Source organism: Paenibacillus sp. 598K (genome assembly GCF_003851045.1).
GTDB lineage: Bacteria > Bacillota > Bacilli > Paenibacillales > Paenibacillaceae > Paenibacillus_D.
In genome coordinates this window covers 46,552-63,414 of record NZ_BFBX01000008.1, presented here as the reverse complement: position 1 = coordinate 63,414, position 16,863 = coordinate 46,552, and the positions used below count along the sequence as shown (strand labels likewise).

Here is a 16,863-nt window from a genome sequence, read left to right as displayed (position 1 = left end):
CATTTAGCGCCGCCAGCCTGCGCACCGCGATCGCTACGACCTGGCGACGGCGCGTGCGGTGGCCAGGCTGGCGGCGCTCAATGAGCTATGCCTGCCCTTCGTCCGCCCCGGCGGCCAATTCGCGGCGATGAAGGGGACGGACCCGGATGAAGAGGTGCGTGAGGCCGGGCGCAGTCTGCGCGAGCTGAAGGGCAAGGTAAGAGAGGTCTCGGCGATGAAGCTCCCGCTCGAGCAGTCGGAGCGACATGTCGTGCTGATCGACAAGCTGGCCGCGACGCCGCGCGCCTATCCGCGCAAGGCGGGGACGCCGGTGAAGCAGCCGCTGCTATAGACATTAGAGGGGGATTCCATGATGATCAGGCGTTGGCGCAAGGTGAGGCTACTGCAGCGACTGATTATTTTAATTGTTGTTTTTCTTATTTTACCGGTACTGGGTACCGGTTATTTTTTATTCTCCCAGAGTCTCCAGCTCGCGCAAAACGAGAGCCGCGAAATTTTGGAGAAGGTGATGTACCAACTGAATGAAAACATCGAATATCGGATTACCGGCTATCAAAATATCGTCATGCAATTAGCGCTTGATCCTCGCATCATGACGAATCTGACGCAGTCCTACGACTCGCTGGAGGATGTGGTCATGTCGCTCCAGGAGCTCGATACAGTAACCAAGCAGATTCGCGCGTATTTCCCGATGCGCAAGGTTCAATTTTACAAGAGCAATCCGACCTTGCTTGCCGATGGCGGGGTTGTGCTCGATCTGGACAAAGCCGGGGCCCATAGCTGGTTTGCTCCTATGGAGGCAGGGAATCAACAATTTTACTGGCATTTCAATTGGGAAGGGGCTGAGCCGCAACCGGCCTTGCATTTGAGCAAATGGCTGATCGATTACTTAACCAATGAACGGTTTGGCATTGTGCATGTGGAAGTGACGAATCAGGCGTTGTTCAGCCAATTATTTAATCCGCTCGCATTTAAAAACGGTAATGTGATGATCGCCGATCAGAACGGAAAATCGTTGATCCGCTACAAAAATGAACAGCCCGGTGTAGCGTTAAACGAGTTGGCTCCATATCGTCAAGTATTCGAAGCGGATAAAGGCTCGTTTGTGGCCAAAATCGATGGCGAGCAAAGTATGGTCATGTTCGAAACGAACCGACTCGGCTGGAAAATCATCGCGGTCGTCAAACAGGAGGAGCTATGGCAGCAGCTTCGGCTGGTGCGTCAAGCGGCGATTGCAGTCAGCGTGTTATTCGTCGTACTGACGCTGATCGTCCTGGTGGGCTTCGGCAGGAAGGTCAGCAATCGCTTGAATGCATTGATCCGTCAGATGCGTAAGGTGCGCGATGGCGATCTGGGCTTGAGTACGGTCGTCCATGGCCAGGACGAGCTTGCCGATGTCGAAGAGGAGTTCAACAGCATGACGATTCGGCTCAATCAATCGCTGAAGGATAGCGCAGAAGCTCGCATCGCCGCAGAGACCGAAAAGCTCCGCTTGCTGCAAGCGCAAATCAACCCGCATTTCTTGTACAATACGCTGGCTCTTGTCAAAAGCATGGCGATGGATGTAAAATCGGCAGAAATCAGCGGTACGATCGATGCGCTTGCAAAGTTTTTTCGATTGGCGCTCAATCGGGGCGGCGATACGTTATCGTTGCGAGATGAGCTGGAGCATGTACGCGCTTACCTGGATATTCACAATTGGCGGTATCCTGGTCGCTTGCTGACGGCGTGGGACATCGACGAGTCGGCGCTCGATTGTCGCATCGTCAAGATTACGCTGCAGCCGATCGTAGAAAATGCGCTGCAGCATGCGTTCAAGGATCGGGGCGGTCGCGGCTGCATCACTATCCGGGCAGCGCTGCTGGACGAATGTCTGCAGATCGAGATTGCCGATGACGGCATGGGGATGACGCAGCAGACGCTCCAGTCGCTTCAGGCCGATCTGAGCAGCCGCGTTGCTCGCGCAAAACAAGCGGGGGATAGCGGTGGCTTCGGACTATACAATGTCAACGAACGACTAAAAAGGCATTACGGAGAATCGTGCATAATGGAGATTGACAGCTCGCCAGGCAACGGCACATCGGTGCGGTTGAAGCTGCCGCAGCAGTACTGACACCCAGGCAGCAGAGGCGTGCGGGGAGGGGAACCTATGGAGATCAAGGTATATGTGGTGGACGATGAGGAGAGGCAGCGGAGATCCATCATCCGACATGTCGACTGGGAGCGTTACAATATGCGCGTGAGCGGCGAAGCGGAGGCGGCAGAGGACGCGCTCCGGCTGGCGCATGAGGAACCGCCGGATGTGCTGATAACAGATATTCGAATGTTAGGGATGGACGGCTTGCAACTGTCGGCTGCCTTGCGTCTGGCCAATCCGAAGCTTCGGGTCGTCATGATTACCGGCTACGAGGAATTTGAGTATGCGCGGGCGGCAGTAGGTTTGGGTGCGGACGCTTTTCTGGTCAAGCCGGTGCTTTTCGACGAGCTAGGGGAGGTCCTCGAGCAGATCAGCTCGACGATTCGGTCGGAACGGGCTCAAAAAGAAGAAGAGCAGCGCCTGAAGCGACAATTGGACAGCTTCCGGCCGATTGCCCGCGAGACGTTCCTGCACGAATTGCTGCACGGCTTGATACTGACGGAACCGGAGCTGACCTCCCGCGCAGCCAGCTTGAACCTGTTCGGTGCAGCCGCAAAATATCGTGTCATGGTGCTGTTGGCGGAGACGGACCTCTCATCGCCCTGGACGCCGGAAGAACGTCAAAACTCGCTGAAGGCGATCAACGAGCGCGCAGCCGCCAGCCTGGGCGGCGTGCTCGCAGCTGCAACCACGACTCAGCGCGGACATGCCGTCCTCATCTTGCAGGGCGGCGTCTCTGCCGAGTTGCAGCAACAGGCGGAGGAGATTATGACGACGCTGCGCAGCGAGGGGTTAGGCGGCCCCGCATGCAGCTTATATGGCGGCCTTGGCCCGGAGGTTGCGGAGCCGGGTCATATCTCGGATAGCTTCCTGCTCGCCCAGCGTGCGGTCAATCAGCGACTGCTCGGGTATGACCTTCCGTTGTATATCTGGGTGGAAGCGAGAGATAGGGAGGCGCCACCAGACAAAAGCATAACGGAGCTGATCGATGATTTCCTGGAAGGGCTGGGCGTAGGCGACAGCCAGCATAGTCTGGGCGTACTGGGGGAGATGATGCGCCGGATGGCCGGGGATGCGCGTCTGGACGAGCCGCAGATGAAGAGCCTCTGCATGCGTCTGGTCAGCGCCTCTAGCCGGATCGCGGGAGAGATCGGCGATATCCATAGTCAGATCGGCGGCGAAAAGGAGCTATGGGAGGGCGTGCTGGAATCGGCCAGCGAATACGAACTGCTGCGGGAGACGCTGCGCATCGTCACCCGGTGCTGCGATTTTGTCGCAGAGCGTAAAAAAAGCCCGGCGCAGATGGTCATCCGCCACGCGCTTGATTACATGCATGCGCATTACGATACGAACCTGTCCTTGCGCAGCGTAGCCGAACAAGTATTTTTAAGCCCCAACTACGTAGGCGAGTTGTTCCGCTCCGAGCTGGGCATCTCCTTTACCGACCAGCTTATCCAGATTCGGGTGAATCGTGCAAAGGAGCTGCTGCAATTGCCGCAGCTGAAGCTGTACGAAGTTGCGCAGCAGGTAGGATATCAGAATATAGGCTACTTCACTAATTTGTTCAAAAAAGTAACCGGCTACACGCCAAAGCAATACCGATCCTACATCGGGGTTTCCCAATCTGAATAATCAATATTACGATGCTGCGGCATCGTATTTTTTTTGAAATAACATGTCAGAGTGCAAGTAATCGTGTCTTACGATTATTGTAAGCGCTTTGATCAGGAGACTATACTTTATATACACATTGCGCATGTGACGTTGACTTTATCCAAGGCTAGCCAGTCGTTTCCCGAAAGGAGGTTGTCCATCATGATCCGTCGGTTATCTCTCCTTAAGAAGCAAGGGATTTTACCCTTGTACCTGTTTCTCTTGCCTGGAGTTGCGCTCATTATCGTGTTCAATTACGTGCCGATATTAGGCTTGCAGATGGCTTTCAAAGACTACAGCTTCCGGGACGGGATATGGGGAAGTGCATGGGTTGGACTGCAAAATTTCAAAGAATTTACGGCCAGCTCCGATTTTTGGAGGGCCACGGGCAATACGTTTCTATTAACGTTTCTTCGCCTATTGTTCGTCTTTCCGACGACGATCCTCCTTGCCTTGCTGATCAACGAGGTGCGGAATTTTGCTTTCAAACGGACCATTCAGTCGTTCAGCTATTTGCCTCACTTTATTTCATGGATTGTGGTGGTCGGGTTTTTGGATGCCTTCTTGTCGATCGACAGCGGCGCGGCCAATTCCATCCTGCGCAGTCTGGGCTTCGATCCGATCGCCTTTATGGGCAGCGAGAGCTGGTTTCGCCCGGTATTCATCATGAGCAGTATGTGGAAGGAGCTGGGGTGGGGGACGATCTTGTATCTTGCAGCCATCTCCAGCATCAACCCGGTGCTGTATGAGGCAGCCGTCGTCGATGGCGCGGGACGCTTCACCCAGATGCGCTACATTACGCTGCCGTCGATTGTGCCGATTATATCGATTGTGCTGATCTTGACGATCCCCGGCTTGCTAAGCGTCGGTATTGATCAGATCTATGCGATGATCAACCCGGCCAATATTGCTGTAGCGGAAGTGATAGACACCTACGTATTGCGGCTAGGCATCGGGCAAGCCCAATATTCGATGACGACAGCGATCGGCCTGGTCATGAGTATCATCTCGATGCTGTTGCTGATCGTCACCAATGCCATTTCCAAACGAATAGGCGGGGAAGGGTTATGGTGAACCGCATGACGGCGGGCGACCGGATCTTCGTCCTTTGCAACGGCTTGGTTCTGACGATTTTTGCTTTCTTGTGCGCCTATCCGCTATGGTATATTTTCATCCTGTCGGTGAATGAAGGAAGGGACGCGGCGCTCGGAGGCATCTATTGGTGGCCGAGAGCATTCACCCTGGATAATTTTCGCGTGATCCTGGCCGACAAGACGATCGTTAATGCCTTCTGGATTACCGTGAGTCGGACGGTGATCGGTACTGTCCTGTCTTTGCTCGTCACCTCGATGGTGGCTTATGCGCTCTCGCGCAAAGAGCTTCCCGGGCGCGGCCCGGTGTTAATGATATTTCTGCTGATTATGCTGTTTAACGGCGGTTTGATTCCATTTTATATTCAACTGGTCAATCTGGGACTAATCAATAATTTCTGGGTGTACATCTTTCCGAGCTTGTTTAGTGTATGGAATATGTTTGTCATGAAAACATCGTTCCAGAACAACATCTCCGAGAGCGTGATCGAATCGATGAAGATCGATGGGGCCGGGTACACCCGCATCTATTTTAGCATCATCCTGCCTTTCTCCAAACCGCTGCTCGCAGCCTTGGGGTTGTTCACGGCCGTCGGTCATTGGAATGATTGGTTCACTGGCGCGTTTTTTGTGAACGATATTACGCTCCAACCATTGCCGACGTACTTGCAGCGCGTGATGAGTACGGTTGAGGCGAGCAATATGATCAACTTGAGTTCAATGAGCCAGGCTCGCGAGGCGAGCATGTATAATCCCGATGCCGTTACTTCCAAGTCGGTACGGATGGCTACGACCATGGTGACGATTGTTCCGATTTTGTTTATTTATCCGTTTTTGCAGAAGTATTTTGTCAAAGGCGTATTAATCGGTTCGGTAAAAGAGTAATCACAAGGGGGATAAACCAATGACAGCCCGTAGAAAAATGAAATGGTTGCTGAGGAGTTCTGTGTTGGTCCTGACGGCGACAGCGCTCGCTGCATGCACCAACAATCAGGCTGGCAACAAAGAGAAGGAGCAGGAAGGGACAACTGTCGCTTCCACCTACACGCTGTATGCGCCGGCGATGACTACGCCGATCAATCTCGACGGACGAATCACGCAAGAGGTGATGAAACGTTCAGGCGTCCAGTGGGAGTCCGTCGAGATCGGCAATGGCGGCGATATCGCCCAGCAAATGAATCTGAAATTGGTCGGAGGCAGCTTCCCGGATGCGATCATCCTGCCTACGGACAGCGTGCTGTGGTCTCGACTGGTCGATGAGAAGCGCCTGCTTCCGCTGGATGACTATTTTGATCGGGAGAGCGACTATCCGAACCTGGCCAAGATCGACAAGCGCATCCTCAATAACTGGCGCGCCTCGGATGGTCACATCTACTTTGTACCCTCCAATTATGAGCCCTCCGTCGACGAGCCGTCTGCTTGGCAGGGCAATGCGCAGGGGTTATGGGTGAACAGCACCCTGCTCGAAAAAGCGGGCTTTACGGCTGAAAAGCTGCAGACGCTCGAAGGCTTCGAGCAATTTTTGCAAGCTTTGAAGAGCCAAAAGGACGCCCAAGGGCGCCCGATCATCCCGCTGTCGCTCGGCGGCGAAAATTTCAGCGGGCTTCCTGTTGTGATGTCGATGTTCGGCGTCCGCAATGGCGGTAACGGGTGGAATGTGCAGGAGGACGGAACCGTCGTCCCCGACTACCAGATGCCACAGTTCAAAGAGGCTTTCCGTTGGCTCAACAAGATGCATCTGCAAGGAATGCTGGATCCAGAAACATCCTTCCATAAAAAAGATCTGTTCGTAGAGAAGGTCAATAATCTTCGCTTTGGCGCGATGCTCTTCGATGGCTGGGATAATCCGAATCTTACGTTGATGCAAAGCCATGATATTCCTATCTCCACACCACTCAAAACGCTTGAGGCCGAAGGATTCCCGGACAACTGGTTTATCCCAACCCCACTTCCGGTAAACGAAGGCGCCAAGCTGGCGCAATATGCGACCTTCAATCCCTTCGGAAGCAATGGCACCGGACTGAGCGCCGATATTAGCAATCCGGACGCGCTGATGAAGGCGATCGATTGGATGCAGACCGACGAAGCGTTCATCCTGATGGAATACGGCACGGAAGAGATGGGCGCTTATAAGATGGAGGACGGCGTAGTTGTCGTCAACGACGAGGTATTCCGCGGACCTGAGTTCTGGGGTGGGGGCTCCGGCGGGATGGCGAGCGTCACGGCGCATGGTTTCTGGTGGTGGAAGCATCTGGCCAGCGTCGGCAATACTCATATCAAAACGTTGGAGCCGCCATGGCCAGCCAATAATGCGATGCTCTACAAGGCAGAGGAGATCAACCGCGAGCAGGGGACATTCGACCTGATCCCGGCCACTAGCCGCATGCGTCCAATTATCGGCGGCGCTGTGGAGAAGTATAGCCCGGTACAAAACGATATCCGGCTGCAATATTACGCTCGGCTGCTGCTCGCCGATAACGAGCAAGCCTTTAACAATGCCTACGATCAGTTCGTAAATGAGATGAAGGTCAGGGGACATGCCGAGGAGACGGTCGCCGAATTCAACGAGCAATTTGCAGCCTACAGCGACACTCCGGCAGGGAAAATCACGGTCGACATCAAACGCAGCTTGCCGCGCAATGTCTATGAAGACAAGCCGGCGGTTACAGGGGAATAAGAAGGAAACGGAGGGATCTACTTTGAACCAAGTCAATATCATTAATTTTATTCGCGGTATCGAACCACGAGAGCCGGTAGACCTGGTGGAGCCTGTCCGCGAGCAATTGGCCCTGGTGCAGAAGCATAAGCTTCCGGCGACCTGGCTGCTGCAATACGATGCGCTGATTGATCTGCGATTCACAGATATGCTGCTGGAGGCAGATCCGTTGCAGGAGGTCGGCATCTGGTTTGAAGTTGTCCAGCCGATGGCGGAGAAAGCGGGCATCGCCTGGCGGGGGCGTTACCCTTGGGATTGGCATTCGCATGTCGGCTTCTCCGTAGGCTATACGCCAGCGGAGCGGGAGCGACTGGCCGATGTTATCATGGCCGAGTTTTACGAGCGCTTCGGCTACTACCCGCAGTCTGTCGGCTCGTGGTTTATCGATGCTCATCTGCTCGGCTATCTGTTCGACAAATATCAGATTGTCGCTTCCTGCAATTGCAAGGATCAATGGGGCACCGACGGCTACACGCTATGGGGTGGATACTATAACCAAGCCTTCTATGCAAGCCGCCGCAACGGATTTATGCCTGCGCAGACGGCGGAGCAGCAAATACCGGTGCCGATCTTCCGTATGCTTGGCAGCGACCCGATCTATCAGTACGAGGCGAAATTGGGATCGAATGGACAGAGCGTAATTACCCTTGAACCGGTGTATTCCGGCGATGAAGGGGGCGGGGGCATTCCCGCATGGGTTCGTTGGTTCTTCGACGTCAATTTTAGGCCAGAGCAGGTTTCGTTTGGGTACGCCCAGGTTGGTCAGGAGAACTCCTTTGGATGGCAGCAGATCAAGGATGGCTTTATCGACCAGATTGAACAGGCAGCCGAACTGCGACAAGAAGGCAAGCTTACCGTAGTCACTCTGGCTGAGTCAGGACGATGGTTCCGACGGCGGTATCCGCTAACGCCAGCTTCTTCCATCAGCGCGTTGACCGATTGGCGGAGGCAAGGACATCAGTCGGTCTGGTACAACTCGCGGTTTTATCGCGCCAATCTTCTGCGTCAGGATGGACGGCTGCGACTACGCGATATTCATCTGTTCGATGAGAATTACGAAGAGCGATATCTGGAGTCAGTATGCGAGGAGCGGGACAGTCGCTATGATACGCTGCCGATCGTCGACGGCGCCCAATGGAGCGATGACACAAAGGCAGGGCTGTACCCGGTGTTCTACGATGAATCGGGAGCAGAAGTTGAACTCGCGGTGCGGGAGCTAACGACAGACGAATCGAGAGACGGAGAGCTGCGGGTGATGCTGGAGCTGGAAGACCATTCGACTGCTGTGCTCAGGTTTAGCGAGCAGGAGATAGCTTTCGCCTACACCGGTGGAGCTTGCAAGTTGGGGTTGCGAATGGTGTGGGGAGACACGCCAGAAGTGCCGGCCATTCAAGCGTCCTCCGATGAGATCCGTTATGTCTATCAGGATTATGGCTATTCACTCAAGCTTCAAGGCGTCGAGAACGTTGCGTCGAAAAATTCAGAATTCGTGCTGCGAGCGGAAGCAAACGCTATTAAGCTTCAATTCTAGTTGAATAAAATATAGAACCCCCTATCTGCAACAGCAATATTTGCGGATAGGGGGATTTGTTCTGAATGGACAGGCTGTTCCACGTGAAACATTTTTAATTTTTGCTAATCACCCTCGTCAAGCAGGAGAATGCAAGTCGGCTGGCGAAATGATGTAGTCAGTGTAATCGTCGGTTTTCAACATGGAGTATAGCGAAGTCGAATCCGCTTCCCTAAGTTGCTCTGTGTTGAAAAGCGGACTTTTTGAACTTCCTATTAAAAGGAGCGCTCCACGTTTTCGAAGAAATCGACATCATAAGCATGGCTACGTGAGCACCTCAGAGTTTCCAAAGGAAACTGGCTTCGTAAGCATAGGCAGAGTTTCCGAAGGAAACAGGCTTCGTAAGAGTAAGCTTAGTTTTCGACTGCGTTCAAGATTCGAAGCCGGGTCCGCTTCTCTGAGTTGCTTCGTGATCAAAAGCGAGCTTTTTGAACTACCTCTATCAGTCGTATCATGAAATTGGGTGGTAATTAACCATATGAAAGAACAATTTTCGCGCCTATTTGGACTGGGAGATCGCTCGACAACTGTCTCTAATCAGGACGAAGTGAAACAGCTTCCTATTGGTGAGATAGACCCTAGCCCATATCAGCCGCGCACCATATTTGATGATGAACGTATCGACGAGCTGCTCCAGACGATCAAAACGCATGGCGTCATTCAGCCGATCGTGGTCCGTATGCGCAATGGCCGTTATGAGATCATCGCTGGCGAACGGCGTTTTCGTGCGGTCAAAAAACTGGGGATGGACACCATTCCCGGTATCGTCCGGGAGTTCAACGATAGTCAGGCTGCCTCGATCGCCCTGATCGAGAACCTGCAACGCGAAGGGTTGACTGCGATCGAAGAAGCCTATGCCTATCAGAAGCTGATCGATCTGCACAATCTAACGCAGGAGAGCCTTGCGCAGCGCCTCGGCAAAAGCCAGTCGACGATTGCCAATAAAATACGGCTGCTCAACCTGCCAGAGCCGGTGAAGCAAGCCTTGATTGAGCGCAAGGTGACGGAGCGTCATGCGCGAGCATTGCTCTCGCTCGATACCGAGGAGCTTCAGCTCAAGGTGTTGGAGGATGTGCTGAGCAAGGATCTTAATGTGAAGCAGACGGAAGCGCGCGTCGCTTTTTATAAGGAATCGAGTACGATCAAAAAGTCCAAACGCATCTCCTTTACCAAGGATGTTCGGCTGGCCGTCAACACGATCCGCCAATCGATCGAGATGGTCTCGGGATCAGGGCTCAAGATCAAAACCGATGAAAAAGATGCCGAGGATCATTACGAGATCGTTATCCGAATTCCCAAACGATAGTCGCAACTCCAGATTGTATCGAGGACAACGCCAAGCTCTGCGTTCGTTAGCATCCTGCCGTCCTGCCAAGGGACGGCTAGCTCGCTTGCAGATCAATGAGCGAGTATTGTTCTATATAAGAGGAAGGATTAGAGGTGAGCCGGTTTGTCCAAAATCATTGCAATTACGAACCAGAAGGGCGGTGTCGGAAAAACGACAACGTCCGTCAACCTGGGTGCTTCATTGGCCTCCTTGGGCAGGCGCGTGTTGCTGGTCGACATCGACCCGCAAGGCAACACGACCAGCGGCATTGGGGTAAATAAGGCCGACGTCACGAATTGCATCTATGATGTGCTTATTAATGAAGTTCATCCCAAGGATGCAATGGTGGAGACGAATATACCGAATTTGACGGTCATCCCGGCGACAATCCAATTGGCAGGAGCGGAGATTGAGCTCGTGCCGACGATTTCACGCGAGGTGCGGCTGAAGAAGTCGCTGCATCAAGTGAAGCATATGTTTGACTACATTCTGATCGATTGTCCCCCTTCGTTGGGGATATTGACGATTAACTCGCTGACTGCGGCCGACTCGGTAATCATCCCGATTCAGTGCGAATATTATGCGCTTGAGGGATTGAGCCAGTTGCTGAATACGGTGCGTCTCGTGCAGAAGCATCTAAATACGACGCTCCAGATTGAGGGCGTACTGCTGACGATGTTTGATGCGCGCACGAATCTCGGCATGCAGGTCATTGAAGAGGTCAAAAAGTATTTCCAACAAAAGGTATATCAAACGATCATTCCGCGCAACGTCCGGTTAAGCGAAGCGCCTTCTCACGGTCAATCTATCATCACGTACGACCCCAGGTCCAAAGGGGCGGAGGTCTATCTTGAATTGGCGAAGGAAGTGATAACCTATGAGCAAGCGGCTAGGTAGAGGGCTAGATGCACTGATCCCATCGCTGTCTGTCAATGATGATGACAAGGTCATCGAAATTCAGTTGACGCAACTGCGTCCGAATCCTTATCAGCCTCGCAAAACCTTTGATGATGATTCGATCAAGGAACTGGCAGAGTCGATCAAGCAGCATGGCGTTATCCAGCCAATCATCGTCCGAAGCGTGCTTAAGGGCTATGAAATCATTGCCGGCGAGCGTCGCTTCCGAGCTTCCAAGCTGATCGGCTCGCCGACAATTCCGGCGGTTGTCCGCACCTTTACAGACCAGCAGGTAATGGAAATCGCATTGATCGAGAACCTGCAGCGCGAGGATCTGAATGCGATCGAGATTGCGATAGCATACCAAGCGCTGCTTGACAAATTTGACCTAACACAAGAAGAACTTTCCTTGAAGGTCGGTAAGTCTCGTTCGCATATTGCGAACTTTGTGCGACTGCTGTCATTGCCGGCAGAGATCAAGGATAATGTTTCACGTGGAACATTGTCCATGGGACATGCGAGGGCTTTGGCTGGCGTTAAGGAGGATGCTCGCAAGAAGGAACTGGCGCAAATGACGCTCGATCAGGAGTGGAGCGTGCGCGATCTGGAGGAAGCGATTCAGGAGCTGGGACAAAAGAGGGAAGACCCGGCGGCTCGCTCGGCTAAAACAAAAAAACGCGATCCATATTTGGAAAACATCGAGGAAAACTTGCGTGAACGATTCCAGACGACCGTGAAGATTAAACAATCGAAGGATAAAGGTCGAATTGAACTGATGTACTATAATAAGCAGGATTTGGAACGCTTGCTGGAATTGCTGGAAAGACTGGCGTAAGCCAGTCGTCTACAGTGGCATGCCTGAGTTGTTTTCTTTCTGCGGAAAGATTAAACTAAGGTATGCTATTTTTTTTGAAAATATCATCTTGATCGGGGTCGATCGGATGTTGGATACATGGATAGCGAGACAACCGTTTTACTTGGTGAGGTAAGGGGGAGAATCGGGATGAGTCAAAACGAGCGACTGATCTACCTGGACCATGCGGCAACGTCATGGCCAAAGCCGCCCGAAGTGCTGGAGGCGGTCGTGCATGCGATGCGCGAAGAAGCGGCTAATCCAGGCAGAGGCAGCCATCGGATGGCTGTGAAGGCGAGTCGCGTGTTATTCGAAACGCGTAAGCAATTGGCCGCGTTGTTCAAGGTGAAAAACCCGAACGATATCGCGTTCAGTCTGAATACGACCGGCGCGTTGAACTTAGCGATCAAGGGATACGTCAAATCAGGGGACCATGTTGTCGCTACTGCTGTCGAGCATAACTCGGTACGGCGTCCGCTGGAATATCTGCGACAGAGCAAAGGAATCGAAGTTACCTACGTCGAGACTGATGAGCGGGGCGGTCTCGATCCGGCGCATGTGCGCGAGGCGATCCGCCCGAACACGAAGCTGCTCATAGCCAATCATAGCTCGAACCTGCTAGGCAGCATCCTGCCCATCGCCGACCTGGGCGAGATCGCCCGAAGTAGGGGCGTGCGGTTGCTCGTCGACGCTGCACAGAGTGCTGGACTGCTCGATATCGATGTGCAGGCGATGGGGATCGATATGCTGGCTTTCCCTGGGCACAAGGGGCTGCTCGGTCCGCAGGGGACCGGCGGGCTGTATATTAGTCCTGATCTTGAGCTCGAGCCGCATATGCATGGGGGGACAGGCAGTCAGTCCGAGTCCCCGGACCAGCCGACGACGAGGCCCGATCGCTATGAGGCGGGCACGCAAAACACGCCAGGGCTAGCCGGGCTGCGTGCAGGCTTGCTCTATATCAAGTCCTGCGGCCCAAGCCGCATCTATGACCACGAATGGCAATTGACGCAGCGCATCATCGAGGGGCTGGCGGGCATCGATGGCATTCAGCTGTTGGGGCCAGAGGCGGGGCAGCCGCGGAGCGGCATTGTCTCTTTCCTGGTCGGCAAGGCCGATCCCTCCGAGACGGCATTCATCCTGGATCAACATTATGGCATCGCCGTCAGGTCGGGCTACCACTGTACGCCTCAGGCTCATCAATGCGCAGGGACGAGCGCGACGGGCGCTGTCCGGGTCAGTGTTGGCTATTCGACGACCACGGCGGAGGCCGATGCGTTGATCGAGGCGGTCGCGGAGATCAGCAAGCATTACCAGTAGTGCGGATCGGTCTTGGCGTGGATGATAGGAATGTAACTACTAGTAGTTCGCTCTACTAGAAAGGTAGATTGAAAAAATAGGGAGAAGGACGATCGCGACAAGGTGTCGAGCAATGCGGCGAAAGAACAGATTCAGCCGCGTCGGCTCCTGCCTGTGCGACCGGCGGATTGGAGCGTCGTCAGACGCTTGAGGTTGATCCCCGCAGCATAGACGAGGTTATCAAGCTACGAGCATATGGGGAAGAGAGGGACAGGATGGAAGACTTCTCAGTTTATCAGGTAGGCGGTTTTTTTATTGCAGTGGCTTTGTTTTTACTGTTCTTATGGAATATCGTGTTGACGATCAAGTTCAATCGGGTAAAGAAGCAATATCGACGGATGATGGATAGCGCCGGCATCGACAACCTCGAAGGGGTGCTGATCGATATTCAGGACCGGATGTACGCGCTGGGTGAGCGTCAGAAGCTGCAGGAGGCGGAGATCAAATCGATCGTACAAGCCTTTGGCCAGTACAAAGGGCATGTCGGCATTCATCGTTATAATGCTTTTGCGGAGCAGGGCAATGATCTCAGCTTTTCGATGGCGCTTATCAATGCCCAGCAGGACGGCGTCGTCATCAGTGGCTTGCACGGGCGCGATGAGACGTATGTCTATGCGAAGCCGCTGACGGGCGGACAGTCGCCGTATGCGCTGACGCCAGAAGAGAAGCAAGCGATCACTCTTGCGTTGCAGCAGCCATAGACGTGCGTCTCACCGAGAGGATGCTGTGCAGGAGACTTCCGGCGATCAGGTCGGCCATTTGCATGACCAGATGAAGACGGGTGTTTTGAAGGACGAAGTATTCCATAAAGCCGCCGACATTGACGATGCCGGTCATATGCAGCTCGCCGACGGGAGGGAGCTCCTTGTTGACGCCGGCGCCCGGTCGGACGGGGCCATGGCCAAGCTGGATACAGCCGATGCTGGAGACTTGCCCGAGGCAAGCGTCGATACCGATAATATAAGGGCGGGTAAGCGTGCGCTCGATCTGATCCAGCGTCTCTTGCAGATTCAGTGCATGGACCGGATGCTCGAGTGTGCCATAGACGCGGAAGAGCGGACTGCGCGAGCGGGACAAGGACGAGCCGACGAGCGGGCCTAGCGCATCGCCGGTCGAGCGATCGGTGCCGATGCAGACGACGGCGAGCTGCCGCTCGCCAGGGAGCTGGCTGAGCTGCGAGGTGAGACGGTCTGTCAGGACAGACTGGACATTCGGTTCGGTATAGGCGATCTTCAAGGGCAGATCTTGGCTCGCTGCTAGCTTCATAGGATCCCTCCGCTGGAAATATTGTGTTATTAGTATATGGACAGGCCGGACGTTTTATACTTCATCTAACGCGATGTTCGCGAGGCATGATTGTTGCATGGCGGAGGATGTCGCCTCGGATGCAGATTGTGGGCCGGATCAGCGGCCAGGAAGGACGGGCGTTATGCTTATCGCATTTGACTCAACCCAGCAGGCGCTGAGGGCTGAGATGCTGCTGGAATACGCAGAGATCGAGATTGATTTGGCGCCGACGCCCAAGGAGATTACCGCAGGCTGCGCGCTGTGTATTCATTTTCCCGATGAAGTGCTGGCAGAGGTGCAGCGGATCATCGTCACGGAGCGTGTGGACATCCGCGGGATCTTCTGCAAGACGGAGAATGGCTATGCGCCAGTCGTCGAAGCGACAGACTAAGGTCATGAAGGGGAAGACTTGGCGATAGGGAGAGATGGCGGATGACCTCGGGGAAGCTAAGTATATTCAATGACCGCCTCATAGGGTGGCTGAGCAATGAGGAGATGTGGGCGGATCTGGGGACGGCGCTCATCCGGGTGGCGCTTATCCTGATCTTCAGCTGGATCGTCATCTGGATTTCCAACAAGGCGATTACCGCCTCCTTTATTAACCGGGAGTCGAAGCGGCTGGCGGTGCAGACGAGACGGATGCGGACGCTGGGCAAGCTGTTCAAAAATGTCGTCGCGTACGTCATTCATTTTGTCAGCGTGCTACTGATCCTCTCGGAGTTTAATGTCAATCTCGGCCCGCTGCTGGCTGGCGCCGGGGTGGTCGGACTGGCGATCGGCTTCGGGGCGCAAAGTTTGGTCAAGGATGTGATCACCGGCTTTTTCATCATCCTGGAGGATCAATTCGCCGTCGGCGACACGATCCAGACCGGCAGCTTCAAGGGAACCGTAGAGATGATCGGCCTGCGCTCGACGCGCATCCAGAGCTGGACCGGCGAGCTACATATTATCCCTAACGGGTCGATCAATGAGGTGACGAACTTCTCGCTGCGCAACTCGCTGGCAGTGGTCGATATCGTCATCCCGGTAGGGGACGACATCGATGAGGTGACCGCGCTGCTGCAGACGGCCGTGGCGGGCGTCCAAGACGCCAATCTGATGGGAGAGCCACATGTGCTCGGCGTCCAGCAGGTGGCTACAGCAGGCACGACGTTGCGTATCATCGCCGAATGCAGACCGAATACGCATGCCGAGGTCGCGACCCAGATCAACTCGGCAGTCCGTCGGGCGCTGGATGTGCGAGCCGCCGAGCTTCAGAAGTTGCATGGATAGGGCAGAGATAGAGGAGGGAAGAGTGTGGAGCGCAAATCGTTTGAGCTCGGGGATATCGTCCAGATGAAAAAACAACATCCATGCGGCACCAACGAAATGGAGATTATCCGTATGGGTATGGATATCCGCATCAAATGCGTCGGCTGCAAGCATAGTGTATTGATTCCTCGCGCCAAGTTCGAGAAAAACCTGAAAAAAGTGCTGCGGTCAAGCGCCGATAAGTCCGTCGCCGAGGGCGAGGATACGGCCCCTGATCAGGTATAGCGTACACGGGGGGCGCCCACTGAAATGACGTTTAGCGCACGCACAGGCCACGTTGCGTGTCGTAGCCGAGAGCTTCAATAAAACGGCGCGGCGCAGGCGAAAATTACAGTTGCGCAACAGGGACAGGTTGTGCTACAATAATTTTTGTGTCCGACATGGAAAGGTACCCAAGAGGCCCAAGGGGGCTGACTCGAAATCAGCTAGGCGGTTCAGGCCGTGCGTGGGTTCGAATCCCACCCTTTCCGCCACACTTCTCACACAGAAGCGAGACACATCCTTACAACACCAACATCCTCTGCGCCGTCAGCGCAGAGGATTTTTATTTGGCACCCGCCGCCGCGAGCGTTCCAACGAAAGAAACTTTCGTTACAGGGCTGAAACGAGCCGCCGTGGGCGTGCCAACGAAAGAAACTTTCGTTACCGAGCGGATTCGCGCCGCA

Annotated in this window: 15 protein-coding genes, 1 tRNA gene and 1 pseudogene; 16 read left to right on the top strand and 1 reads right to left on the bottom strand. The window is 54.2% G+C overall.

Features of this window, described 5'->3' with window-relative positions; genetic code table 11:
* Window positions 1-10: 10 nt before the first annotated feature.
* The 12 genes and pseudogenes from PA598K_RS03285 to PA598K_RS03230 all read left to right on the top strand — a co-directional run.
* A pseudogene (locus PA598K_RS03285) lies at window positions 11-331 on the top strand (RsmG family class I SAM-dependent methyltransferase); the annotation flags it as partial.
* Window positions 332-352: 21 nt separating this feature from the next.
* Window positions 353-2,113 carry a cache domain-containing sensor histidine kinase gene (locus PA598K_RS03280; RefSeq protein WP_260405245.1) on the top strand — a complete coding sequence of 587 codons (1,761 nt, stop codon included), beginning with the start codon at window positions 353-355 and terminating at the stop codon, window positions 2,111-2,113.
* 36 nt (window positions 2,114-2,149) lie between these two features.
* Window positions 2,150-3,769, top strand: coding sequence for a response regulator (locus PA598K_RS03275; RefSeq protein ID WP_128655469.1), 1,620 nt, complete (start codon window positions 2,150-2,152; stop codon window positions 3,767-3,769).
* A 183-nt stretch (window positions 3,770-3,952) separates the two neighbouring features.
* Window positions 3,953-4,864: an ABC transporter permease gene (locus tag PA598K_RS03270; protein ID WP_185601490.1), complete on the top strand. Its 912-nt coding sequence runs from the start codon at window positions 3,953-3,955 to the stop codon at window positions 4,862-4,864.
* A complete protein-coding gene (locus tag PA598K_RS03265; protein WP_128655468.1) occupies window positions 4,858-5,766 on the top strand; it encodes a carbohydrate ABC transporter permease in 909 nt (302 codons plus the stop codon). Before PA598K_RS03270 ends, PA598K_RS03265 begins: the two co-directional genes overlap by 7 nt.
* A gap of 19 nt (window positions 5,767-5,785) precedes the next feature.
* A complete protein-coding gene (locus PA598K_RS03260; RefSeq protein ID WP_128655467.1) occupies window positions 5,786-7,558 on the top strand; it encodes an extracellular solute-binding protein in 1,773 nt (590 codons plus the stop codon).
* Between the two features lie 22 nt (window positions 7,559-7,580).
* Complete coding sequence (locus PA598K_RS03255) at window positions 7,581-9,128, top strand: hypothetical protein (protein WP_260405244.1); 1,548 nt, start codon at window positions 7,581-7,583, stop codon at window positions 9,126-9,128.
* 517 nt (window positions 9,129-9,645) lie between these two features.
* On the top strand, window positions 9,646-10,473 hold the full coding sequence (gene noc, locus PA598K_RS03250) for a nucleoid occlusion protein (RefSeq protein WP_128655466.1): 828 nt from the start codon (window positions 9,646-9,648) through the stop codon (window positions 10,471-10,473).
* A 144-nt stretch (window positions 10,474-10,617) separates the two neighbouring features.
* Complete coding sequence (locus PA598K_RS03245; RefSeq protein WP_128655465.1) at window positions 10,618-11,391, top strand: ParA family protein; 774 nt, start codon at window positions 10,618-10,620, stop codon at window positions 11,389-11,391.
* Window positions 11,372-12,226, top strand: a complete 855-nt coding sequence (locus PA598K_RS03240) for a ParB/RepB/Spo0J family partition protein (RefSeq protein ID WP_128655464.1) — start codon at window positions 11,372-11,374, stop codon at window positions 12,224-12,226. The genes PA598K_RS03245 and PA598K_RS03240 overlap by 20 nt, the downstream gene beginning before the upstream one ends.
* Window positions 12,227-12,394: 168 nt before the next feature.
* The gene (locus tag PA598K_RS03235) at window positions 12,395-13,561 is read left to right on the top strand and encodes an aminotransferase class V-fold PLP-dependent enzyme (protein WP_128655463.1); all 1,167 of its coding nucleotides are present in this window, start codon (window positions 12,395-12,397) and stop codon (window positions 13,559-13,561) included.
* A 254-nt stretch (window positions 13,562-13,815) separates the two neighbouring features.
* Complete coding sequence (locus PA598K_RS03230) at window positions 13,816-14,301, top strand: DUF4446 family protein (RefSeq protein ID WP_128655462.1); 486 nt, start codon at window positions 13,816-13,818, stop codon at window positions 14,299-14,301.
* Here PA598K_RS03230 and yyaC read toward each other — a convergent pair.
* Complete coding sequence (gene yyaC / locus PA598K_RS03225; protein WP_128655461.1) at window positions 14,276-14,866, bottom strand: spore protease YyaC; 591 nt, start codon at window positions 14,864-14,866, stop codon at window positions 14,276-14,278. The genes PA598K_RS03230 and yyaC overlap by 26 nt on opposite strands.
* A gap of 163 nt (window positions 14,867-15,029) precedes the next feature.
* Here yyaC and PA598K_RS03220 point away from each other — a divergent pair, with 163 nt between their 5' ends.
* From PA598K_RS03220 to PA598K_RS03205, 4 genes are all read left to right on the top strand, one after another.
* Window positions 15,030-15,278 carry a DUF3343 domain-containing protein gene (locus PA598K_RS03220; protein WP_128655460.1) on the top strand — a complete coding sequence of 83 codons (249 nt, stop codon included), beginning with the start codon at window positions 15,030-15,032 and terminating at the stop codon, window positions 15,276-15,278.
* A 41-nt stretch (window positions 15,279-15,319) separates the two neighbouring features.
* Window positions 15,320-16,159, top strand: coding sequence for a mechanosensitive ion channel family protein (locus PA598K_RS03215; protein WP_128655459.1), 840 nt, complete (start codon window positions 15,320-15,322; stop codon window positions 16,157-16,159).
* A 24-nt stretch (window positions 16,160-16,183) separates the two neighbouring features.
* The gene (locus PA598K_RS03210) at window positions 16,184-16,423 is read left to right on the top strand and encodes a DUF951 domain-containing protein (RefSeq protein ID WP_128655458.1); all 240 of its coding nucleotides are present in this window, start codon (window positions 16,184-16,186) and stop codon (window positions 16,421-16,423) included.
* Between the two features lie 157 nt (window positions 16,424-16,580).
* Window positions 16,581-16,671 (top strand) — tRNA-Ser (locus PA598K_RS03205).
* Window positions 16,672-16,863: the final 192 nt, after the last annotated feature.

Coding starts and splice junctions, on each gene's coding strand:
- PA598K_RS03280 (WP_260405245.1), top strand. CDS start 353: ATGATCAGGCGTTGGCGCAAGGTGAGGCTACTGCAGCGACTGATTATT.
- PA598K_RS03275 (WP_128655469.1), top strand. CDS start 2,150: ATGGAGATCAAGGTATATGTGGTGGACGATGAGGAGAGGCAGCGGAGA.
- PA598K_RS03270 (WP_185601490.1), top strand. CDS start 3,953: ATGATCCGTCGGTTATCTCTCCTTAAGAAGCAAGGGATTTTACCCTTG.
- PA598K_RS03265 (WP_128655468.1), top strand. CDS start 4,858: ATGGTGAACCGCATGACGGCGGGCGACCGGATCTTCGTCCTTTGCAAC.
- PA598K_RS03260 (WP_128655467.1), top strand. CDS start 5,786: ATGACAGCCCGTAGAAAAATGAAATGGTTGCTGAGGAGTTCTGTGTTG.
- noc (WP_128655466.1), top strand. CDS start 9,646: ATGAAAGAACAATTTTCGCGCCTATTTGGACTGGGAGATCGCTCGACA.
- PA598K_RS03240 (WP_128655464.1), top strand. CDS start 11,372: ATGAGCAAGCGGCTAGGTAGAGGGCTAGATGCACTGATCCCATCGCTG.
- PA598K_RS03235 (WP_128655463.1), top strand. CDS start 12,395: ATGAGTCAAAACGAGCGACTGATCTACCTGGACCATGCGGCAACGTCA.
- PA598K_RS03230 (WP_128655462.1), top strand. CDS start 13,816: ATGGAAGACTTCTCAGTTTATCAGGTAGGCGGTTTTTTTATTGCAGTG.
- yyaC (WP_128655461.1), bottom strand. CDS start 14,866: ATGAAGCTAGCAGCGAGCCAAGATCTGCCCTTGAAGATCGCCTATACC.
- PA598K_RS03220 (WP_128655460.1), top strand. CDS start 15,030: ATGCTTATCGCATTTGACTCAACCCAGCAGGCGCTGAGGGCTGAGATG.
- PA598K_RS03215 (WP_128655459.1), top strand. CDS start 15,320: ATGACCTCGGGGAAGCTAAGTATATTCAATGACCGCCTCATAGGGTGG.